This is a genomic window from Gemmobacter lutimaris (genome assembly GCF_003570715.1).
GTDB classification, from domain to species: Bacteria; Pseudomonadota; Alphaproteobacteria; order Rhodobacterales; family Rhodobacteraceae; genus Gemmobacter; species Gemmobacter lutimaris.
The window spans coordinates 208,464-230,341 of sequence record NZ_QXXQ01000001.1 but is presented as its reverse complement, the minus strand read 5'-3'; the positions used below and the strand labels follow the sequence as shown (position 1 = coordinate 230,341).

Genomic DNA, 21,878 nt, shown 5'->3' with positions numbered 1-21,878 from the left:
GTGGCTCAGAACGGGATTTCGTCATCCATATCGTTGCGGCCACCACCGCCACCGCCAAAGCCGCCCTGCTGGCTACCGCCACCACCCGAACGGCCACCGCTGTAACCGCCACCCGAGCTGCCGCCGAAACTGCCACCGCCCCGGCCGCCTTCGTAATCATTGCCGCCGCCATAGCCGCCGCCCTGATCGTCATAGCCGCCGCCACCCGAGCCGCCGCCCTCGCCACGGCCATCCAGCAGCGTCAGTTCGCCACGATAGGGGCGCAGCACGATTTCGGTCGTATAGCGATCCTGCCCGCTCTGATCCTGCCATTTGCGGGTTTCAAGCTGGCCCTCGATATAGACCTTGCTGCCCTTGCGCAGATATTGCTCGGCGATCTTGGCCAGCGGCTCGCTGAAAATGGCGACCGAATGCCATTCGGTGCGTTCCTTGCGCTCGCCCGAGTTCCGGTCGCGCCAGGTTTCCGAGGTGGCGATGCGCAGGTTCACCACCTTGCCGCCGTTCTGGAAGCTGCGCACCTCGGGATCGCGGCCGAGGTTGCCCACGATGATGACCTTGTTGACCGAACCCGCCATGCGCCACTCCCGATTCTCATCTGCGGGCAAGGCTGGCCCGCATTGGTAAATATTCCGTTGCTCCTCCTATAGCGGGCCGGGGGGCGGGCTTCAACGCCTGCAACCGGGGTTGCAGGGCCGGTTCCTGCGACCCGCTGCGGATGGCGACCCGGCAGATCACCGGGCAAATCGGCCCCAGCCCTGCCATCATGGCACGGCGCACCCCGAAACGCTCCCGAAAGGACGCAAGATGAAATCCCTTTCCCTCCTCGCTGCTGCCTTCCTCGCCGTTGCCGCTCCGGCTTTCGCCTCGGGCGACAAGATCGACGACGCGACCCGTGACAAGGCCACAGCCGCCATGACCGCGCAGGGCTACGAGGTCCGCAAGGTGGACATGGAAGATGGCATGATCGAAGTCTACGCCGTGAAGGATGGCAAAACTTTCGAACTGTATCTCGACGCCGACATGAACATCGTCAAGTCGAACAACGAATAAGACCTTCTCCGGTCCCTCAGGCCGGTTCGCCACATCGCGCGGACCGGCCGTGACCTTTCCCCTCAGAACCGGATGCCAAGCATGACGGAAAAAGCCTATGTCTGGGACGTGTTCGTGCGTCTGTTCCACTGGTCGCTGGCGCTGGCATTCGCGGCCAATGCCCTCTTCACCAACCCCGAGCGCGATCTGCATCACTGGATCGGCTATTTCGTGCTGGCCCTCGTTGCCGCGCGCATTGTCTGGGGCCTGATCGGCAGCCGCCACGCCCGGTTCAGCGATTTCCCGCCCAGCCTTTCCGGTGCCTTCGATCAGGCCGCTGAAATGGCCGCCTGGCGCCGCCGCCCGCATCACGGCCATTCGCCGCTGGGCGCGCTGATGATCTACAACCTGCTGATTACGCTGATCATCGTCGGGATCAGCGGCTACATGCAGACCACGCTCATGTTTTTCGGGCGCGCATGGGTCGAGGATCTGCACGAGATCGCGGTGACCTGGGCCGAGATTTCGGTGGTCGCCCATATCGCCGCCGTGGCGCTGGAAAGCCGCCGGTTGCGGATCAACCTTCCCGCCTCGATGGTTACGGGTTACAAGAACTTCCCGAACGACTGAAGACAACGGACCGGCCTGCCCATGACTTCGCCTTCCTCGCGCCAGATCGGCCTTACGGCGCTGATCCTGTTCCAGAGTATCTGTGTGCTTTTCTTCATCGCGGACGTGATCGAGGATATTCAGGCCGAAGGCTGGGCCAGCGTGCGGGACGCCCACACGATGCCGGAACTGGGCGCAACCATTGGTCTGGTTCTGGGCGTCGCCTTTGAAATCCGCTACCTGTTGCGCCTGCTGCGGCGGCAGGCGCAGCTTGAACGGCAGATGAGTGTCGCGGCCGGTGCCCTGCACGAAGTGATGGAGAATTATTTCCGCGACTGGAAATTGACGCCATCCGAACAGGATATCGCGGCCTTCACCATCAAGGGCTATTCCATCGCCGAGATCGCGGGCTTTCGCGGCTCGGCCGAGGCGACGGTCAAGACCCACCTGAATGCAATCTATCGCAAGGCCGGGGTGACGGGGCGGGGGCAGTTGACCTCGCTCCTGATCGAGGATCTGTTGCGTGCGCCGCTGGTCGAAGGCAGGGCAGATGGCGGGAACCCGCCGAACGCCTCTGCGCCGGGCTGACCCGCCACAAGCCCCGGCGGGCGAATCCGCTGGCAGCGGAGGCGAAAATTCGTATAGTCCTGCGCAACGGAATAGTTGCCGAAGGTATGCACATGCGTCGGAAAGTGGTTTCGCTGGCCCTTGTCGCGGGGGTTCTGCTTTGTGCTCCCGCTTTTGCGGACGGTCTGAAACTTTCCGGCTCCACCAAGAATCGCGGGCTGCTGTTCAAGTCGCAAACGGCGCTTCTGGATGGTCGTCTGGCCAAGCAATACGAAGGCTCCGACCGCCTGAAACCCAACAAGCCCAAGATCGAGAATGCTGCCGCGGCCGCCACGCCGCGCTATTCGGGGCGCTACAAAGGCGAATATCTTGAGGTCGCCAAGGCCATGGCGCGCAAGCATGGCGTGCCGGAAGACATGTTCCTGCGGCTGGTGCAGCAGGAAAGCGGCTGGAATCCCAATGCCGTCTCGCCCAAGGGCGCGACCGGGCTTGCACAACTGATGCCTGATACCGCGCGCCTGCTGCGTGTCGATATCAATGACCCGCATCAGAACCTTGAGGGTGGCGCGCGCTATCTTGCGATGATGTATGGAAAATTTGGCAACTGGCGCCATGCGCTCGCCGCCTATAATGCCGGCCCGCTGGCGGTGGAAAAGCATGGCGGCATCCCGCCCTATGCCGAGACCAAGAATTACGTGAAGGTCATCGCCGGCAGCTGACCCTACGGGTTTTCATCTTGGCGAAAATATCCTCGGGGGTGAATTGCCGCAGGCAAGAGGGGGCAGACAGCCCCCTCCTTTCGTCAGATCACACCAGATCGCCGTTCGCCGCGATGCGCCGCTTGCCGCCCAGATAGGGCCACAGCGCCTCCGGCAGATCGACCGAGCCATCGGCCTGCTGGCCGTTTTCCAGCACCGCGATCAGGCAACGCCCGACCGCAAGGCCCGAGCCGTTCAGCGTATGGACGAATTCGGGCTTGCCGCCCGCGGGGCGATAGCGCGCATTCATCCGCCGCGCCTGAAAATCGCCGCAGACGGAGACCGAGCTGATCTCGCGGTAGGTGTTCTGCCCCGGCAGCCAGACCTCAAGGTCATGGGTCTTGGTCGCGCCAAAGCCCATGTCGCCGGTGCACAGCACGATAGTCCGGTAGGGCAGGTCCAGTTTCTCAAGGATAGCCTCGGCGCAGCGGGTCATGCGCTCATGCTCGGCAAGGCTGGTCTCGGGCGTGGTGATCGACACCATCTCGACCTTCTCGAACTGGTGCTGGCGCAGCATGCCCGTCGTGTCCTTGCCCGCCGAGCCGGCCTCGGACCGGAAGCACTGGGTATGGGCGGTCATGCGGATCGGCAGGACAGCCTCGTCCAGAATATCGCCCGCCACCGTATTGGTCAGCGTCACTTCCGAGGTCGGCACCAGCCACCAGCCATTCGTGGTCTGATAGCTGTCTTCCGCGAATTTCGGCAGCTGGTTGGTGCCATACATCGCCTCTTCCTTGACCAGAACCGGGGTCCAGGTCTCGGTCAGGCCGTGCTCGCCGACATGGGTGTCCAGCATCAGTTGCGCCAGTGCGCGATGCACGCGGATCACCGCGCCCCGCAGCACCACGAAGCGCGAGCCCGACAGTTTCGCGGCGGTGGCGAAATCCATCCCCGGTTTCACACCGGCAATCTCGAAATGCTCTTTCGGCGCGAAATCAAAGGTGCGGGGTGTGCCCCAGCGGCGAAGCTCCACATTGCCGGCCTCGTCGGCGCCTTCCGGCACCTCCGGCAGCGGGCTGTTCGGGATGCGCATCAGCATGTCGCGCAGCGCGGCATCCTTCTGGTCGGCCTCGGCGGTCATCGCGGCGATCTCGGCCTTCTTCTCGGCCACCAGCGCGCGCAGACGCTCGAATTCCGCATCGTCGCCCTTGGCCTTGGCCGCGCCCACCTGCTTGGAGGCAGCATTCTGCGCCGCCTGCGCGGTTTCGGCCGCATGGATCAGCGCGCGCCGCGCCTCGTCCAGCGCCAGCACATCCGACGACAGCGGCGAAAGACCCCGGCGTGCCAGGGCGGCATCGAAAGCGGCGGGATTTTCGCGGATGGCGCGGATGTCGTGCATTTCTCTCATCTCCAAGGACTATGGATGCCCTCCATATGCAACATCGCCGCGCCGTGGTGAAGCGGAAAGGCGGTGCGCCCCTTGGCTGCCTGTGCGGTCACACCTATGTGCAGCGCGGGCAGGCACCTGCGTGCCTTGCCTTGCAGCCGGGGCGCGGATAGGTTGCGCCACCGAAAGAGCCGGCCCGCCGGCCCATGCCTAACGAGAGGACGAAAGCCCATGTTCGTAACCCCCGCCTATGCGCAGGCCGCCGGAGCCGGCGCCGCCTCGGCCTTCACCAGCTTCGTGCCGCTGATCCTGATCTTCGGGATCATGTATTTCCTGCTGATCCGCCCGCAGCAGAAGAAGATGAAAGACCACAAGGCCATGGTCGAACAACTGCGCCGTGGCGATCAGGTGCTGACCCAGGGTGGCATCGTCGCCAAGGTGGTGAAGGTGCACGAGGACGGCATGCTGGATGTCGAGATCGCGCAGGGTGTCGTGGTCAAGACCCCGCGCCAGACCATCGCCCAGGTGATGAACAAGACCGAGCCCGCCACGGCCGCCTGAGGCCCGGCACCTGAGGACGGAAGGCCGACATGACCCATACCCCGCTGTGGAAAAACCTGCTGATCTGGGGCATCGTGCTCCTCGGGATCGCGTTTTCGGTGCCGAACCTGTTTTATGACAGGGTCGAAAAGCACAATGACGCGGTTGCCGCGATCGCCACGGCGGGCGGAACGGCCACGCCCGAACAGGAGGCCGCGCGCAGTCTCTGGCCTGACTGGCTGCCGTCTTATGTCGTGCCGCTGGGTCTTGACCTGCGGGGCGGCGCGCATCTGCTGGCCGAGGTGAAGGTGGCGGATGTCTACGCCGCCCGTATTGACGCCATGTGGCCCGATGTGCGCGATGCGCTGCGCGATGTGCGTGATCAGGTCGGCAATGTGCGGCGCCAGCCCTCGGTGGACGGGGTGTTGCGCGTCGCCATCTCCAACCCCGACGGCATGGCCGTCGCACTGGAAAAGGTGCGCGCTCTGGCGACCCCGGTGGTCAGCCTCACGGGCATCGGCTCGAACGACATTGATGTCAGCGCCGAAGGCAGCGACATCGTGGTGCAATTGTCAGAGGCCGAACGTCAGGCCACCGACCAGCGCACCATTCAGCAAAGTCTTGAGATCATCCGCCGCCGGGTGGACGAGGTCGGAACCCGCGAACCGACGATCCAGCGTCAGGGCGAGGATCGCATCCTGATTCAGGTGCCCGGCATCGGATCGGCGGCAGAACTGAAATCCCTGATCGGCACCACGGCGAAACTGACCTTCCATCCGGTCGTCAGCGTGACGCAGGATGCGGGCGCCAATCCGGGCCCGCGCAATCAGCTTCTGCCCTCGATGGATGAAAAGGGCGTCTATTACATCGTCGAACAGACCCCCGTGGTGACCGGCGAGGAACTGACCAACGCCCAGCCCGCCTTCGACCAGAACGGCCGTCCCGCGGTGGAGTTCCAGTTCAACACCGGCGGCGCGCGCAAGTTCGGCGATTATACCGCCAACAATATCGGCAAGCCCTTCGCCATCGTGCTGGATGACGAGGTGATTTCCGCCCCGGTAATCCAGAGCCACATCCCCGGTGGACGCGGTATCATAACCGGCAGCTTCACGGTGGAACAAAGCACCGAACTGGCCGTGCTGCTGCGCGCCGGTGCCCTGCCGGCCGAGATGACCTTCCTTGAAGAACGCACCATCGGCCCTGAACTGGGGCAGGACAGCATCGACGCGGGCCAGAAGGCCGCGCTGGTCGGTGCCGCGCTGGTCGCGCTTTACATGATTGCCAGCTACGGCATCTTCGGCACCTTCGCCGTTGTCGCGCTGGCCTTCAACATCGCCATGATCTTTGCCGTGCTGTCGATCATCGGCGCCACGCTGACCCTGCCGGGCATCGCGGGGATCGTGCTGACCATGGGCGTCGCGGTCGATGCCAACGTGCTGATCTATGAGCGCGTGCGCGAGGAATTGCGCGAGGGCAAATCACCGGGCGCGGCCATCGAGATCGGCTTTGGCAAGGCGCTGTCGGCCATTGTCGACTCGAACCTGACCAGCATCATCACTGCTGTCATCATGTTTATCGTCGGCTCCGGTCCCGTGCGCGGCTTCGCCGTCACCACCGGCATCGGCATCATGACCTCGATGTTCACCGCCGTTTACGTCACGCGGGCGATCATCAACCTGTATCTGGGGTGGCGTCACCCCAAAACGATCACCGTCTGAGGAGGGGCAGCCATGGCGTTCCGTCTGAAACTTGTTCCCGCCAAGACGAACATCGACTTTTTCCGTTGGCAGTGGATCACCTTCGGGGGGTCCATCATCGCCTCCATCGTGTCGATCCTTGCGGTCGTCATCATGGGGCTGAACTTCGGTATCGACTTCAAGGGCGGCACCACGATCCGCACTGAAAGCACCAATGCGGTGGATGTGGGGGTCTATCGGGCCGCCGTCTCTGACCTTGGGCTGGGGGATGTGTCGATCACGCAGGTCTTCGACCCGTCCTTCCGCGCGGACCAGCATGTCGCCATGCTGCGCATCGCACCGCAGGAAGGGGACGAGGCGGTGACGCCCGAATCCATCGACGCGGTGGAGCAGGCTCTGAAGAAGGTTGATGCGGCGATCACCTTTCCGTCGGTCGAATCCGTAGGCCCGAAAGTGTCGCAAGAGCTGATCTGGAAGGCCATCATGGCGGTGGTCGCCGCCTCCGCGGGGATCGCCTTCTACGTCTGGCTGCGGTTCGAATGGCAATTCGCGCTGGGGACGGTGGCGGCGCTGGTGCATGACGTGCTGGTCACCATCGGGGTTTTCGCCATCTTCCAGATCAAGTTCGACCTGACCATCGTGGCGGCGCTGCTGACCATCTTGGGCTATTCGGTCAACGATACGGTGGTCATCTTCGACCGCCTTCGGGAAAACCTTGCAAAATACAAGGCCATGCCGCTGCGCGACATGATGAACCTGACGACCAACGAAACCCTTTCGCGCACCGTGATGACGGCAACGACCACGCTTCTGGCGCTGGCCGCGCTGATCATCTTCGGCGGCGACGTGATCCGGGGCTTCGTCTTCGCCATGTTCTTCGGCGTCATCATCGGCACCTATTCGACGCTTTATGTGGCCAAGAACATCGTGCTGATGCTGGGGGTGGACCGCAGCGAGAAGCAGAAGAAAGAGCGTGCGAAAGGCGATCACGAATTCGCCAATATCGACGCCTGAGGAGGTGGGGATGCGCCTGACCGAGATCAGCTATGGCGAGGCGCAGCCGGTCGAGGGCTATGGCCCCGGCTTCTTCCGCATCGGGGGCCGCGTCCTGCAAGGCGCGGCCATCATCACGCCTTGGGACGCCGGCCCCTGGGGCGGGCTGGAGGATACCGCCGCGCTGCTGGCGCTGGCGGGCGAGGTGGATGTGATCTTCCTCGGCATGGGGGCCGACATCGCCCATGCCCCCGCATCCCTGCGCGCGGAACTTGAGGCCGCAGGGCTTGGCGTCGAGGTCATGTCCTCGCCCGCCGCCTGCCGCACCTACAACGTGCTGCTGAGCGAAGGCCGCCGCATCGCCATCGCGGTGCTTCCGGTCGGCGGCGCGGAATGACGATCACCCAGGAAGACGAACTGGAGGCGCTGCGCGGCATCGGTCGTATCGTTGCCGATACGGTTCAGGTCATGGCCCGCGCCATGCAGCCCGGAATGACCACGCTGGAGCTTGATGCCATCGGCCGCGCCCATCTGGAACGCGAGGGTGCCGTTTCGGCGCCCGAGTCCACCTATGGCTTTCCCGGCGCGACCTGCATCAGCGTGAATGAGGAAATTGCCCATGGCATCCCCGGCCCACGCGAACTGACGCTGGGGGATCTGGTGAATATCGACGTGTCCGCCGCGCGCGATGGTTTCTTCGCCGATACCGGCGCGACCTTCCGGCTGGGCAAGGTCTCGCCCGTGCTGGACCGGCTCTGCCGCGACGGCAAGCGCGCGACCGAGATCGGTGTGGCGCAGGTCGGCAGCGGCAAGCCACTTGCGGGCATCGGCGCGGCGGTCGGGCGCTTTGCCTCGGCGCGGGGGTACACGCTGATCCGCAATCTGGCCAGCCATGGCATCGGTCGCGCCCTGCACGAGGCGCCCGAGGAAATCGCCACCTGGCCCACCCGCGGTGACCGACGGCGCATTTCCAAAGGACTTGTGCTGACGGTGGAGCCCTTCCTGTCCACCGGCGGGCTTTGGGCAGAGGAGGGTGACGATGGCTGGACGCTCTATGCCGAGCCCTCGGCCCCGGTGGTGCAATATGAACATACTGTGGTCGCGACGGATCGCGGGCCGATTGTGGTGACGCTGCCGGGCTGACAGCACCGTTCGCCAAGAAAAACCGCCGCAGGGGAAAGCCCTGCGGCGGTTTTCTTTAGGCCGTCACCGGCTTCTTCGACGGAAACATCCGGCGCACGATTACGAAGAAGGCGGGCACCATGAAGATGCCGATGACCGCAGAAGAGGTCATGCCGCCCAGCACCCCGATGCCGATGGCGCGCTGTGCCATGGCCCCGGCGCCGGTCGCAATGGCAAGCGGCAACACCCCCAGCATGAAGGCGAAGGTGGTCATCAGGATCGGGCGCAACCGTTGTTTCGCGGCCATGGCGGCCGCTTCGACAAGGGTATAGCCACGCTCTGTCAGGCTTTGCGCGAATTCGACGATCAGGATGGCGTTGCGCGCTGCAAGGCCGATGGTCGTGAGCAACCCCACCTTGAAATAGACGTCATTCGACTGGCCGAACAGCAGTGCAAACCCCAGCGCCCCCAGAATGCCGACCGGCACCGACAGCATGACGGCGAAGGGCACCGTCCAGCTTTCGTAAAGCGCGGCAAGGCACAGGAAGACCACCAGCGCCGACATGGCGAACAGCAGGGGGGCCTGATTGCCCGACAGCCGTTCCTGATAGGACAGCCCCGTCCAGGCAAGGCCATAGCCGCCCGGCATGTCGGCGACCAGTTGCTCCACCACCTCCATCGCCTGACCGGAGCTGGTGCCCTCGGTCGGTGCGCCCGACAGCTCGATGGCGCGCGCGCCGCCGTAGCGATCCAGCGAGGGCGAGGTTTCATCCCAGCGCTGCGTCATGAAGGCGGCGAAGGGCACCATCTCGCCGCTGGAATTGCGGGCGAACCAGCCGTCGATATCCTCGGGCTGCATGCGCCATTCCGGCTCGCCCTGCACGATCACCGGCTTCAGCTCGGTCCCAAGCGGGAAATCATTGACCTCGCGCCCCGAGAAGATCACCGCCAGCATGCTGTTCACCTCGCTGAGGCTCAGCCCCATGGCGCGGGCCTTCTGCTGGTCGATGTCCAGCCGCAGAGCCGGGCGGAAGGTCTGCTCATACCCCCGGAACGAGCCGGTGCGCCCGTCCTCGGTCGCGCGGTCCACCAGATCGGTGGCAGCATCCTGAAGCGCGGCCTGCCCGTTCCCGGCCTGATCCAGCAGATACATGGTGAAGCCCGAGGAATTGCCAAGACCCTGAATGGCCGGGGGCTGGGTGAACACGATGCGCCCCGCGCGATGCCCGCCAAACCGCTGGTTCGCGGTCTGGGCAAACTGCGCCGCCGTCACGCCGCCGGCGCGTTCGTCATAGTCCTTCAACCGCACGAACAGCATGGCGGTATTCTGCCCGCCGCCGCCGAACGAAAAGCCAAGCGCGCCATAGGCCGAGGCGACCACCCCATCCTGTTGGGTCAGCAGCCAGTTTTCCACCTCTTCCAGCACCGCCTGTGTCTGAGCGGTGGTCGATCCTTCCGACAGCCGGACCTGCGCCATCAACACGCCCTGATCTTCCTGCGGCAGGAACGAGCCGGGCAGGTGTTGATACAGCCAGAACGCGCCGCCGCCGATGGCACCCAGCAGGATCACCATGCGGAAGGGGCGCAGCACGGTATGTTTCACCACCCGCACATAGCCGTTGGTCGAGGCGTCCAGCCCCCGGTTGAACCAGCGCGCCGGGGCAATCCCGTCACCATGGCGGCGCGGGCGCAACAGGCTTGCGCACATCGCCGGGGTCAGAATCAGCGCCACCGCCAGAGACAGCATCATGGCCGAGATGATGGTGACGCTGAACTGCCGGTAGATCACCCCGGTCGACCCCGACATGAAGGCCATCGGCAGGAACACCGCCGACAGCACCAGCGCAATGCCGACCAGCGCGGGGGTGATCTGGTGCATGGATTTGCGCGTGGCCTCGCGAGCCTCCAGACCTTCCTCCTCCATCACCCGCTCGACGTTTTCCACCACCACGATGGCGTCATCGACCAAGAGGCCGATGGCCAGCACCAGCGCGAACATGGTGAGCGTGTTGATCGTCAGCCCGGCCGCGGCCAGAATCCCGAAGGTGCCCAGCAGCACGACCGGCACGGCGATGGTCGGGATGATCGTCGCGCGCCAGCTTTGCAGGAACACGAGGATGACAAGGAACACCAGCACCACCGCCTCGCCCAGCGTGTGATAGACCTTTTCGATCGAGGCCTCCACAAAGGGCGAGGTGTCGTAGGGATAGACCACCTCCACCCCTTCGGGCAGGGCGGCGCTGACGCGCGTCAGGGTTTCCCGAACCCGCTCGGCGGTGTCCACCGCATTGGCGCCGGTGGCCAGGTTGATACCGAAACCGGCCGCCGGCATGCCGTTGTAACGCGAACTCGCACCATAGCTTTCCTGCCCGATCTCTACCCGCGCGACATCGCCCAGAAAGACGGTCGAGCCGTCGGCGGTGGTGCGCAGGATGATGCGTTCAAACTCCTCCACCGTGGCAAGCTGCGCCTGCGCGTTCAGTGCCACGCTCAACTGCTGCCCCGGCACGACCGGCTGGCTGCCAAGGCTGCCCACGGTGACAGTGCTGTTCTGTTCCGATACGGCCGAGGTCACATCAGCGGTCGTGACCCGATACTGCGCCATCTTCAGGGGATCGAGCCAGATGCGCATGGCATAGCCTGATCCGAAAGAGTTGATCGAGCCAACACCTTCCGTCCGCAAGACCGCATCCTCGACGATCTGGCCCATCAGATCGCCCAGTTGCAACGAGGTGAAGCGACCGTCACGCGACACCAGTGCCCCCACCATCAGGATGGACGAGGAGGACCGCGTGACGCTGATGCCGCGCTGGCGCACGGTTTCGGGCAGGCCGTTCTGGATCAGCTGCAACTTGTTCTGCACCTGAATCTGCGCCATGTCGGGGTCGGTTGAATCCCCGAAGGTCAGCGTGACCGTGGCCCGTCCCGAGGCATAAGAGGACGAGGTCATGTAAAGCAGGCCATCCAGCCCCGTCAGCCCGTCTTCCATCACTGAAGTGACCGAGTTTTCAATGGTTTCCGCCGAGGCACCGGGGTAGCTTGCGGAAATGCGGATCGTGGTCGGCGCGATGTCGGGATATTGCGAGACGGGCAGGGTGGTCAGCCCCCAGGCGCCCGCCAGCATGGTGATGATGGCCAGAACCCAGGCAAAGACCGGCCGGTCGATGAAAAAGCCCGCCATTTCAGTTCGCCGCCTTCACATCCTGCACGACACCCATGGCGTCGATGGTCACCGGCACCGGCTCCACCGCCGCGCCATCGCGCAGCCCGTTCAGCCCGTCGATGATCAACCGGTCTCCCGCTGTGAGGCCCGAGGTCACGATCCACGCGTTTTCATGCGTGCCACGCGCCTCGAACCGGCGCTGTTCGGCCTTGCCTTCGGCGGTGGCAACCCAGGCTGACAGCGTGCCGTCACGGCCCAGTGTCGTGGCACGCTGCGGCACCAGAAATGCCTCGACCGTGCCCAGAACCACTTCGCCGCGCAGGAACATGCCGGGCAGGATGCGGTGATCGGGGTTGTCGAAGCGGAAACGGATGTCCTGCGTGCCGGTGGTGGGCGAGACCGTGACCGAGGGCGCGACCAGTGTGCCGCCGCTGGCATGGGTCTGGCCGTTTTCCAGCGTCAGCTTCACCTCCAGCGTTTCGTCGGGCTTCAACTCGCCCCGCGCGATCTGGTCCTGAATCGACAGAATACGCGCCGAAGGTTCGAACATATCTACATAGATCGGATCCAGCCGGGTCACGGTCGCCAGCGCATCGCCTTGCCCCGCCGTGACCAGATCGCCGACCGAAACCTCGGGAACGCCCGCGATGCCTTCGATCGGGCTGGTGACCACGGTCCAGGACAACTCGGTCTCTGCCACGTTCAGCGCGGCTTCGGCGCTTTGCACATCGGCGCGGGCCGAGGCGGCGGCGGCTTCGGCGCTTTCGACCGTCGCGCGGGTGCTGCCCGAACCCTCCAGTGCGCGCGCCCGCTCCAGCGTGGCGACGGCAACCGGCAGGGTGGCCTGTGCCCGCGCCAATGCAGCCCGTGCGGTTTCCACCGCAGCCTCGTATTGCGTCCGGTCCAGCCGGAACATCGGGGTGCCGGGGGCCAGTTCGGCACCCGGCGTATACAGGATTTCGGTCACGATACCGCCCACGCGGGGCCGGATATTGGCCTGCTCGAAGGCCACCGCGCGTCCGGGCACGGTGGAACTGCGCCGCACGGGCTGTAGCTGCATCTCGATGACGCCCACTTTGGTCGGCCCGCGCGCGGCTCCCGAGGGCGGGGTCTGTGCCCCGGCCATGCCTGTCATCAGGGCGACGGCCAGCGCAACAAGGCTGGCTGTGCGGGATGCAATCATCTGTAGATCCTGTTCTTCTGGGGTCGCAGGGGATGGGCGCCCGCAGAAGCTAGGTCTGGCGACATCCTCCGGCAACCATGCATATGCGGTTCCGCCGGATGATACGCGCGGCGCCGAACTTTCCGTCGTCACAATCCGATCAGGGCGCGAATTTCTTGCGGCGTGACGCCCTCGGCCCGGTATTTCGCTAACGCGCGCGCATCGTCGCGTTTGGCCAGCCGCTTGCCTGCGGCATCGCGGATCAGCCGGTGATGGTGGTAAAGCGGCGTCGGCAAGTCCAGCAGGCGTTGCAGCAGCACATGGATGGCGGTCGCCTCGAACAAATCCTCGCCCCGCGTCACATGCGTCACACCCTCTGCCGCGTCATCCAGCACCACCGACAGATGATAGGAGGTGCCCATGTCACGCCGCGCCAGCACGATGTCGCCAACACCGGCAATCATCTGCGCCGCGTCGATCCGGTGTTGGCCGGAATGGGTGGGGCCGGTTTCGATAAACTCCAGCGGCCCGACCGCAGCCATGGCACGCGCCATGTCCAGCCGGATGGCGGCCTCCCGGCGCTCATGCCCGGCATGGCGGCAGGTGCCGGGATAGACCGGCCCGTCCGGCCCGATCATCGGCGTGCCTTCCTGCGGTGCGGAAAGCGCGGCACGGATATCGCCACGCGTGCAGATGCAGGCATAGGTCAATCCGCGCGTGGCAAGGGTGTCGAGCGCGGCGGCATAGGCTGGCAGGCGGTTGGATTGCCGCATCACCGGCTGTTCCCAGCCCAGGCCCAGCCAGTGCAGATCATCGTAAATCTGCGCCTCCCATTCCGGGCGGCAGCGGGCGCGGTCGATGTCCTCGATCCGGAGGAGGAAGCGCCCGCCCAGATCGCGCGCCATGTCATGCGCGACGATCGCCGCATAGGCATGGCCCAGATGCAGCGGCCCGGTGGGCGAGGGGGCGAAACGGGTTACTGCGCCGCCAGCCATTGCGCGAAGGCATCCTTGGCGCGGTCGGTATAGGCCTTGTAGCGGTCCTTCCGGCCCCGGCGCCCGCCCTTGGCGTCAATCGGCGGGAACAGCCCGAAATTCACGTTCATCGGCTGGAAGGTCTTTGCCTCCGCTCCGCCGGTGATATGGGTGATCAGCGCGCCCATCGCGGTTTCGGGCGGTGGCGGCTGCAGGGTCTCGCCCCTGATTTCCGCCGCGGCCATGCGGCCCGCAAGCAGGCCCATGGCGGCGCTTTCCACATAGCCCTCCACCCCTGTCACCTGACCCGCAAAGCGGACATTCGGGCGCGAGCGCAGGCGCATCTGATTGTCCAGCAAACGGGGCGAGTTGATGAAGGTGTTTCGATGGATGCCGCCCAAGCGGGCGAAGCTCGCATTCTCCAGCCCCGGAATCATCTTGAAAACAGCGGTTTGCGCGCCGTATTTCATCTTGGTCTGGAAGCCCACGATATTATAGAGCGTCCCCAGCTGGTTGTCGCGGCGCAGTTGCACCACCGCATAGGCCTTTTCCTCGGGCCTGTGCGCATTGGTCAGGCCGACCGGCTTCATCGGTCCGTGGCGCAGGGTTTCGCGCCCGCGTTCCGCCATCACCTCGATCGGCAGGCAGCCGTCGAAGTAACCCGCCGTCTCGCCTTCGTGGAACTCGGTCTTGTCGGCGGCCAGCAGCGCGTCGATGAACGCCTCATATTGCGGCTTGGTCATCGGGCAGTTGATATAGGCGGTGCGCTCTTCCTCGGTCTCGCCCTTGTCATAGCGGCTTTGCCGCCAGGCCACCGACATGTCGATGCTTTCGGCATAGACGATGGGGGCGATGGCGTCGAAGAAGGCGAGGCTTTCGGCCCCGGTTTCCGCCCGGATGCTTTGCGCCAGCGCGCCGGAGGTCAGCGGCCCGGTTGCCACGATCCAGTGGCCCTCGCGTGGAAGTTCGGTGATCTCGCCATACTCCACCGAAATCAGCGGATGCGCCTTCAGCCGCGCAGTCACCGCTTCGGCAAAGGGATCGCGGTCCACCGCCAGCGCGCCACCCGCAGGCAGGCGATGCGCCCGTGCGGTTTCCATGATCAGCCCGTTCGCGGCGCCCATTTCCCAATGCAGCAGGCCCACGGCATTCCGCTCGTCATCATCCGAGCGGAAGGAATTGGAACAGACCATTTCGGCAAAGCTGCCGGTGCGATGGGCGAAGGTGCCGACTTCGGGCCGCATTTCGTGCAGCACCACCGGCACACCGGCCTGAGCCGCCTGCCATGCCGCTTCCGATCCGGCCATTCCGCCGCCGATGATATGAATTGTCTCGCGCATGGACCCGCAGATAGACCCATGCGCGGATCAGATCAAGGCAATGCGCTCCCGCTGCGCGGGATCAGGGTAGGGGCGATATAGCCCCACCTGCACCTCGGCAATCATCTGGTGCATCTGGTCATAGCGTCGGGTCGCCTGCTCGTCGGCATTGGCCAACAGCGTGAAGGCCGCATCCAGCGCGGCCATGTCGGGCAGGGCAATTTCCAGCAGGAAATCGGTGTGCCGCCCTGAGGCCAGCCCCAGTTTCCGACGCATCAGCCGCCAGTCCAGCACCAGCCCCGCCGATTTCAGATAGGCCATCCAGCCATCCACCGCCGCAGCGAAGGCCAGCGCCCGCGCCTCGGACTTCAGTTCGATCATGCAGTGATAAAGGTTCATCCGCGTCTCCCTTTCGACGCATCAGACCCCGAGTCGCCTTGCGAAACGGTTAAGGCCGGGGCGCTGCCCCGGCCTTTGTCACTCTTCCTCGCCGGTTTCGGCCACGCGGGCGACCGAAACCACCTCTTCATCACCGCCGGTGTTGAACACCTTCACCCCCCCGGCAGAACGCGAGCGGAAGCTGATCTGGTCCACCGGCACCCGGATCGACTGCCCGGTGGAGGTCGCCAGCATGATCTGATCCGACGGATCGACCGGGAAAGATGCCACCAGTTGCCCGCCGCGCATGGTTTTTTCAAAGGCGGTGACGCCCATGCCGCCGCGTCCGCGAACGGGGTAATCATGGCTGGAGGACAGCTTGCCCAGACCCTTGGCCGTCACGGTCAGAATCAGATCCTCGGCCGCCGACATTTCGGCATAGCGTTCGGGTGAAAGCTGCCCTTCGGCCACGGCTTCCTCATCATCTGCCTCGACCTCGTCCTCTACCGTGCCCGCCATCAGGCGGCGCTGTTTCAGATAGGCCGCGCGTTCGGCCGGTTCGGCCTCGAAATGGCGGATGATCGACATCGACACCACGCGGTCGCCCTCGGCCAGACGGATGCCGCGCACGCCAGTCGAGCCGCGCGACTTGAACACCCGGATATCGGTCGTCGAGAAGCGGATCGCCCGCCCGCCCGAAGTGACCAGCATCACATCGTCATTTTCGTCGGCAATCGCGGCATTCACCAGCGACACGCCTTCGGGCAGGTTCATGGCGATCTTGCCATTACGCTTTACATTGGTGAAATCGCTGAGGTCATTCTGCCGCACATCCCCATCCGAGGTGGCGAAGACGATTTGCAGGCTGTCCCATTCGGCCTCGGGCACATCCACCGGCATCAGCGCGGCGATGGAAATGCCGGTTTCGATCGGCAGGATGTTGACGATGGCCTTGCCGCGCGCGGTGCGCCCCGCAAGCGGCAGGCGCCAGCATTTCAGCTTGTAGACCATGCCGTCGGTCGTGAAGAACAGAAGATGCGTATGGGTGTTGGCCACGAACAGCGTGGTCACCACATCATCTTCCTTGGTCTGCATCGAGGCCAGACCCTTGCCGCCCCGGTTCTGGCTGCGGAATTCGGCCAGCGGCGTGCGCTTGATATAGCCGCCCGAGGTGATGGTGACGACCATATCCTCGCGCTCGATCAGATCCTCGTCATCCATGTCGCCAGCCCAGTCGATGATCTCGGTGCGGCGGGGGATGGCGAACAGGTCTTTCACCTCGGTCAGTTCGGCCGAGATGATGCCCATGATGCGGTCGCGCGACGACAGGATATCAAGGTAGTCCTTGATCTTGGCGGCCAGCTCTTCCAGCTCGTCGGTGATTTCCTTGACGCCCATCGCCGTCAGGCGTTGCAGGCGCAGGTCGAGGATGGCGCGGGCCTGCGTTTCCGACAGGTTATAGGTGCCATCGTCGTTCATCTTGTGGGTCGGATCGTCGATCAGCCGGATATAGGCCGCGATATCATGCGCGGGCCAGCGCCGCGTCATCAGCCGCTCGCGTGCCTCGGCCGGATCGGCCGACGACCGGATGGTGGCGACCACCTCGTCCACGTTGGACACGGCCACTGCCAGACCGCAGAGGATATGGCTGCGTTCGCGCGCCTTGCGGAGTTCATAAGCGGTGCGGCGCGCAACAACTTCCTCGCGGAAGGTCAGGAAATGGCTGATGAAATCCCGCAGCGCCAGCGTTTCGGGACGCCCGCCGTTCAGCGCCAGCATGTTGCAGCCGAACGAGCCTTGCAGCGGCGAGAAGCGGAACAGCTGGTTCAGCACCACATCCGGCGTCGCGTCGCGTTTCAGCTCGATCACCACACGCACGCCGATCCGGTCGGATTCGTCGGCGATATTGGCGATGCCCTCCACCCGTTTCTCGCGCACAAGCTCGGCGATCTTTTCGATCATCGTGGCCTTGTTCACCTGATAGGGGATCTCATCGACGACGATGGCCCAGCGGTCCTTGCGGATTTCCTCCACGCGCGTCTTGGCCCGCATGATGACCGAGCCACGCCCCTCAAGGTAAGCCTTGCGGATGCCGCCCCGGCCAAGGATCTGGCCGCCGGTCGGGAAATCGGGGCCGGGGATCAGCTCCATCAGCCGCTCGGTCGAAAGGTCGGGGTTCTCGATCATGGCAAGGCAGCCGTCGATCACCTCGCCAAGGTTATGCGGCGGGATATTGGTCGCCATGCCGACGGCAATGCCGCCCGCGCCATTGACCAGCATATTGGGAAAACGGGCGGGAAGGACGGTCGGCTCTCTGTCCTTGCCGTCGTAGTTGTCCTGAAAATCGACCGTATCCTTGTCGATGTCGGCCAGCAGGAAGGCGGCGGGCTTGTCCATCCGCACTTCGGTATAGCGCATGGCGGCGGCGTTATCGCCGTCCATCGAGCCGAAGTTACCCTGACCGTCCAGCAATTTCAGCGACATGCTGAAGGGCTGCGCCATCCGCACCAGCGCGTCATAGATCGCGCCATCGCCATGCGGGTGATATTTCCCCATCACGTCGCCCACCGGACGCGCCGACTTGCGATAGGGCTTGTCATGCGTGTTGCCGGTTTCGTGCATCGCGTAAAGAATGCGCCGATGCACAGGTTTCAGGCCGTCGCGCAGATCGGGGATGGCACGGCTCACGATCACGCTCATCGCGTAATCGAGATAGGCCGTCTTCATCTCTTTCTCGATGGAAACCTGCGGGCCATCATAGGTGCCACGCGGCGGTTCTTCCATGTTTTCAATATCTTCCGGCTGATCGGACACGCGGGGCGCCTTCTTCTGACTTGGGGTTTCAAGGCCCCGGATCTAGTTGGCGGCACTATAGACCATCGCAGATATGGGGTGCAACCGCGCATCTGGCCGCGATCTGGCAGCCGGGCGGGGTGCCTGACAACAAACTGTTTTTATTGAAAAATAACCCGGATTTGGCAGGATGATTCCACAAGAAGAAACGTGGAGGCATGATATGGACCATCAAGAGACGGAACTGATGCTGAAGGGCTATGGCCTGACGACCGCGGAATTCTATTACCGGATGCCTGATTTCCGCCATGTGCTGAACAGCTTCATCTGGCAGGACTACGATCTGGCGCCCGACTACCCGCGCCTCTTTCGCTTTGTCGAATTCTGGCAGGAACAGATCGAGGGGCCGCTGCATTCCGTTCGCTTTACCCATCGCAAGCTGATCGGGCCGGGGGAGTGGCGCAACATGGTCGGCGAATTCCGGCTGCACTGAAATCCGGCTGCACTGACCGCAGGTTTAATTTGATCAAATTCTTGCGCCTGTCACACGAAGCCCGTAAGGTGGGGGCAATCCGTCGAATCCGCATCCGGGTTCCGCACTTCTGACGACGAGGCCGAGAATGAACAAGATCACCAACCACCTGCCGACGGCAGAGCTTCAGGCGCTGGACGCGGCGCATCACATGCATCCCTTCACCTCGGACGGGGCGCTGGCCAAGAAGGGCGTGCGCGTCATCACCTCGGGGCAGGGCGTCTGGCTGACTGACAGCGAGGGCAGCCGCATCATTGACGGCATGGCCGGGCTGTGGTGCGTGAACGTGGGCTACGGCCGGGGTGAACTGGCCGATGCCGCCGCGCGCCAGATGCGTGAGTTGAGCTATTACAACACTTTCTTCATGACGACCCATGTGCCCGCCATCGCGCTGGCCGCGAAGCTGGCGGAACTGGCGCCGGGCGACCTGAACCATGTGTTCTTCGCCTCTTCGGGGTCCGAGGCCAACGACACCAATATCCGCCTTGTGCGCCGCTACTGGGACATCAAGGGCCAGCCCGAGCGTCGGGTGATCATCGCGCGCAAGAATGGCTATCACGGCTCCACCATGGGCGGCGGCAGCCTGGGCGGTATGCCCTATATCCATGCGGCGGGTGGCAAGATCGACGGGATCGAACATATCGGCCAGCCGCATTGGTGGGCTGAGGGCGGCGAGATGACGCCCGAGGAATTCGGCCTGCTGCGCGCCCGCGAACTGGAGGAGAAGATCCTCGAAGTCGGCGCCGACAAGGTGGCGGCCTTCATCGGCGAGCCGATCCAGGGTGCCGGCGGCGTCATCGTGCCGCCCTCGACCTACTGGCCGGAAATCCAGCGCATCTGCGATAAATACGGCATCCTTCTGATCGTGGACGAGGTCATCACCGGCTTTGGCCGCACCGGCAACTGGTTCGCCTGCGAAACCTTCGGGATCAAGCCGCATATCATCACCATCGCCAAGGGCCTGTCCTCGGGCTATCAGCCCATCGGTGGCTCCATCGTCTGTGACGAGGTGGCGCATGTGATCGGCAATGCCGATGACGATTTCAACCACGGCTATACCTATTCCGGGCACCCCGTCGCTTCGGCCGTGGCGCTGGAAAACCTGCGCATCATCGAAGAGGACGGCATCATCGACCATGTGCGCGACGTGGCGCATCCCTATCTGGCCGAGAAATGGCACAAGCTGGGCGATCACCCGATGGTGGGGCAGACCAGTCTTGTCGGCCTTATGGGCTCGCTCCAGCTGACGCCGAACAAGGCCACGCGGGCGAAGTTCGCGGCCAAACCCGGCACCATCGGTTTCCGCACGCGCGAACATTGCTTCCGCAACAACCTGATCATGCGCCATGTTTATGACCGCATGATCATCTCGCCGCCGCTGGTCATCACGACCGAGGAAATCGACGTGCTGATCGACCGCGCCACAAAGTCGCTGGACGCAGCCTATGCCGAGGTGAAGGCCGAGGGGCTGTTTACCGAAGCCTGAGGGCGATTCGGCCCTGAACGCCGTGAAACGAAGATGACAAAGGGCGCCCCTCGGGGCGCCCTTTTCGCTTTTTTGCGCATATGGCCCTGAAAATGATCGTTCACGCGCGCACCCTGTGAAGAAAAAGTAACAAGATCGTAACAGATTCATTGCGCGAGACTTTCTTCCGCGCTTAGATCGTCTGGCAGGGCGGTGAAACAAAACTGTCACATGCCAAGAATAAGACGCGACTGAGACGCAATGGGCCGATGCGCGCCCCAAGGGAGTGATCCGAATGCAGATGAAACTCACCGCCGCCGTGACCGTGGGGATGCTGATGGCATCCACGGGCCTGGTCTCGGCCGATGCGATGGCCGATCTGGAAGCCGCGGCCAAGGCCGAAGGCATGCTGACCACCATCGCCCTGCCGCACAGCTGGTGTGGCTATGGCGACGTGATCGCAGGCTTCAAGGCCAAATACCCGGAAATCCAGGTGAACGAACTGAACCCCGACGCGGGTTCGGCTGACGAGGTGGAAGCCGTGAAGGCCAACAAGGACAACAAGGGCCCGCAGGCGCCCGACGTTGTCGATGTGGGTCTGGCCTATGGCCCGTCGATGAAGGAAGAAGGGCTGCTGATGCCCTACAAGGTTTCGACCTGGGATGACATCCCGGACAGCATCAAGGACCCGGAAGGCCATTGGTATGGCGACTATTACGGCGTGATGTCCTTCATCGTGAACAAGGATCTGGTGTCGGAAACCCCGTCCGACTGGTCTGACCTGCTGAAGCCGGATTATGCCGGCCAGGTGGCGCTGGCGGGCGACCCGCGTGCCTCGAACCAGGCGATCCTGGGCGTTCTGGCGGCTGGCCTTTCGACCGGCGCCGCCGCGGGCGAGGCCGCGGGCAAGGCCGGGCTGGACTACTTCGCCGAGCTGAACAAGGCGGGCAACTTCGTTCCGGTCATCGGCAAGGCGGGCACCATCGCGCAGGGCGCGACGCCGATCGTCGTGGCCTGGGACTATAACGCCCTGGCCTGGGCAGACGAGCTTGCCGGCAACCCGCCGGTCGAGGTGGTCGTGCCGAAGTCGGGCGTTCTGGCCGGTGTCTATGTGCAGGGCATCTCGGCCTATGCGCCGCATCCGAATGCCGCGAAGCTGTGGATGGAATACCTGTATTCGGATGAAGGCCAGAACCTCTGGCTGAAGGGCTACTGCCACCCGGCGCGCTTCAACGCGATGTCGGCTGCGGGCAAGCTGGATGCCGACGCCATGGCCAAGCTGCCCCCGGCCGCGGCCTATGAGGCGGCCTACTTCCCGACGCTGGACGAGGTGAATGCCAACAAGACCGCCGTGACCGGCGGCTGGGATGCCGTTGTCGGCGCCAACGTCCAGTAAGGTCTGACGCCTCCGGCCCGGCCTGCCACGCGCAGGCCGGGTTTCCCTTTCTGA

At 64.2% G+C, this 21,878-nt stretch carries 20 protein-coding genes; 12 read left to right on the top strand and 8 right to left on the bottom strand.

What is annotated here, in order from left to right; translation table 11 throughout:
- Positions 1-5 precede the first annotated feature (5 nt).
- Positions 6-575 carry a single-stranded DNA-binding protein gene (gene ssb / locus D2N39_RS01050; RefSeq protein ID WP_119132958.1) on the bottom strand — a complete coding sequence of 190 codons (570 nt, stop codon included), beginning with the start codon at positions 573-575 and terminating at the stop codon, positions 6-8.
- 229 nt (positions 576-804) lie between these two features.
- Between ssb and D2N39_RS01045 the strand changes: the two genes are divergently transcribed.
- From D2N39_RS01045 to D2N39_RS01030, 4 genes are all read left to right on the top strand, one after another.
- Positions 805-1,050: a PepSY domain-containing protein gene (locus tag D2N39_RS01045; RefSeq protein WP_119132957.1), complete on the top strand. Its 246-nt coding sequence runs from the start codon at positions 805-807 to the stop codon at positions 1,048-1,050.
- Between the two features lie 81 nt (positions 1,051-1,131).
- On the top strand, positions 1,132-1,659 hold the full coding sequence (locus D2N39_RS01040) for a cytochrome b/b6 domain-containing protein (RefSeq protein ID WP_119132956.1): 528 nt from the start codon (positions 1,132-1,134) through the stop codon (positions 1,657-1,659).
- A gap of 21 nt (positions 1,660-1,680) precedes the next feature.
- A complete protein-coding gene (locus D2N39_RS01035; protein ID WP_119132955.1) occupies positions 1,681-2,226 on the top strand; it encodes a helix-turn-helix transcriptional regulator in 546 nt (181 codons plus the stop codon).
- Between the two features lie 92 nt (positions 2,227-2,318).
- Complete coding sequence (locus D2N39_RS01030; protein ID WP_119132954.1) at positions 2,319-2,924, top strand: lytic transglycosylase domain-containing protein; 606 nt, start codon at positions 2,319-2,321, stop codon at positions 2,922-2,924.
- 88 nt (positions 2,925-3,012) lie between these two features.
- Here D2N39_RS01030 and serS read toward each other — a convergent pair whose 3' ends face one another.
- Positions 3,013-4,302: a serine--tRNA ligase gene (serS, locus tag D2N39_RS01025; RefSeq protein WP_119132953.1), complete on the bottom strand. Its 1,290-nt coding sequence runs from the start codon at positions 4,300-4,302 to the stop codon at positions 3,013-3,015.
- Between the two features lie 219 nt (positions 4,303-4,521).
- On the opposite strand from serS, the gene yajC reads away from it, so the two are divergent.
- Genes yajC through map form a run of 5 tightly spaced genes read left to right on the top strand, consistent with a single transcriptional unit; the run spans position 4,522 to position 8,663 of the window.
- On the top strand, positions 4,522-4,851 hold the full coding sequence (yajC, locus tag D2N39_RS01020) for a preprotein translocase subunit YajC (RefSeq protein WP_119132952.1): 330 nt from the start codon (positions 4,522-4,524) through the stop codon (positions 4,849-4,851).
- Positions 4,852-4,880: 29 nt separating this feature from the next.
- On the top strand, positions 4,881-6,548 hold the full coding sequence (gene secD / locus D2N39_RS01015) for a protein translocase subunit SecD (protein WP_119132951.1): 1,668 nt from the start codon (positions 4,881-4,883) through the stop codon (positions 6,546-6,548).
- Positions 6,549-6,560: 12 nt separating this feature from the next.
- A complete protein-coding gene (secF, locus tag D2N39_RS01010; RefSeq protein WP_119132950.1) occupies positions 6,561-7,541 on the top strand; it encodes a protein translocase subunit SecF in 981 nt (326 codons plus the stop codon).
- A gap of 10 nt (positions 7,542-7,551) precedes the next feature.
- A complete protein-coding gene (locus D2N39_RS01005; protein ID WP_119132949.1) occupies positions 7,552-7,917 on the top strand; it encodes an Mth938-like domain-containing protein in 366 nt (121 codons plus the stop codon).
- A complete protein-coding gene (gene map / locus D2N39_RS01000; protein WP_119132948.1) occupies positions 7,914-8,663 on the top strand; it encodes a type I methionyl aminopeptidase in 750 nt (249 codons plus the stop codon). Before D2N39_RS01005 ends, map begins: the two co-directional genes overlap by 4 nt.
- Before the next feature lie 55 nt (positions 8,664-8,718).
- On the opposite strand, the gene D2N39_RS00995 is transcribed toward map, so the two are convergent.
- The 6 genes from D2N39_RS00995 to gyrA all read right to left on the bottom strand — a co-directional run bounded on the left by D2N39_RS00995 (position 8,719) and on the right by gyrA (position 18,422).
- Positions 8,719-11,823 carry an efflux RND transporter permease subunit gene (locus D2N39_RS00995; RefSeq protein WP_119132947.1) on the bottom strand — a complete coding sequence of 1,035 codons (3,105 nt, stop codon included), beginning with the start codon at positions 11,821-11,823 and terminating at the stop codon, positions 8,719-8,721.
- 1 nt (position 11,824) lies between these two features.
- Positions 11,825-12,988, bottom strand: a complete 1,164-nt coding sequence (locus tag D2N39_RS00990) for an efflux RND transporter periplasmic adaptor subunit (protein WP_119132946.1) — start codon at positions 12,986-12,988, stop codon at positions 11,825-11,827.
- 128 nt (positions 12,989-13,116) lie between these two features.
- Positions 13,117-13,962, bottom strand: coding sequence for a tRNA glutamyl-Q(34) synthetase GluQRS (gluQRS, locus tag D2N39_RS00985; RefSeq protein ID WP_119132945.1), 846 nt, complete (start codon positions 13,960-13,962; stop codon positions 13,117-13,119).
- A complete protein-coding gene (gene trmFO, locus D2N39_RS00980) occupies positions 13,944-15,281 on the bottom strand; it encodes a methylenetetrahydrofolate--tRNA-(uracil(54)-C(5))-methyltransferase (FADH(2)-oxidizing) TrmFO (protein ID WP_119132944.1) in 1,338 nt (445 codons plus the stop codon). Before trmFO ends, gluQRS begins: the two co-directional genes overlap by 19 nt.
- 27 nt (positions 15,282-15,308) lie before the next feature.
- Complete coding sequence (locus D2N39_RS00975; protein WP_119132943.1) at positions 15,309-15,659, bottom strand: DUF6614 family protein; 351 nt, start codon at positions 15,657-15,659, stop codon at positions 15,309-15,311.
- Positions 15,660-15,737: 78 nt separating this feature from the next.
- Positions 15,738-18,422 carry a DNA gyrase subunit A gene (gyrA, locus tag D2N39_RS00970; RefSeq protein ID WP_119133308.1) on the bottom strand — a complete coding sequence of 895 codons (2,685 nt, stop codon included), beginning with the start codon at positions 18,420-18,422 and terminating at the stop codon, positions 15,738-15,740.
- 232 nt (positions 18,423-18,654) lie between these two features.
- Here gyrA and D2N39_RS00965 point away from each other — a divergent pair, with 232 nt between their 5' ends.
- The 3 genes from D2N39_RS00965 (at position 18,655) to D2N39_RS00955 (ending at position 21,824) form a co-directional block, all read left to right on the top strand.
- Positions 18,655-18,924: an usg protein gene (locus tag D2N39_RS00965; protein WP_054303412.1), complete on the top strand. Its 270-nt coding sequence runs from the start codon at positions 18,655-18,657 to the stop codon at positions 18,922-18,924.
- A gap of 127 nt (positions 18,925-19,051) precedes the next feature.
- Complete coding sequence (locus D2N39_RS00960) at positions 19,052-20,449, top strand: aspartate aminotransferase family protein (RefSeq protein ID WP_119132942.1); 1,398 nt, start codon at positions 19,052-19,054, stop codon at positions 20,447-20,449.
- 268 nt (positions 20,450-20,717) lie between these two features.
- Positions 20,718-21,824 (top strand): ABC transporter substrate-binding protein, encoded by a 1,107-nt coding sequence (locus tag D2N39_RS00955; protein WP_407645517.1) that lies wholly within the window; start codon positions 20,718-20,720, stop codon positions 21,822-21,824.
- The last annotated feature ends 54 nt before the right edge of the window (positions 21,825-21,878 follow it).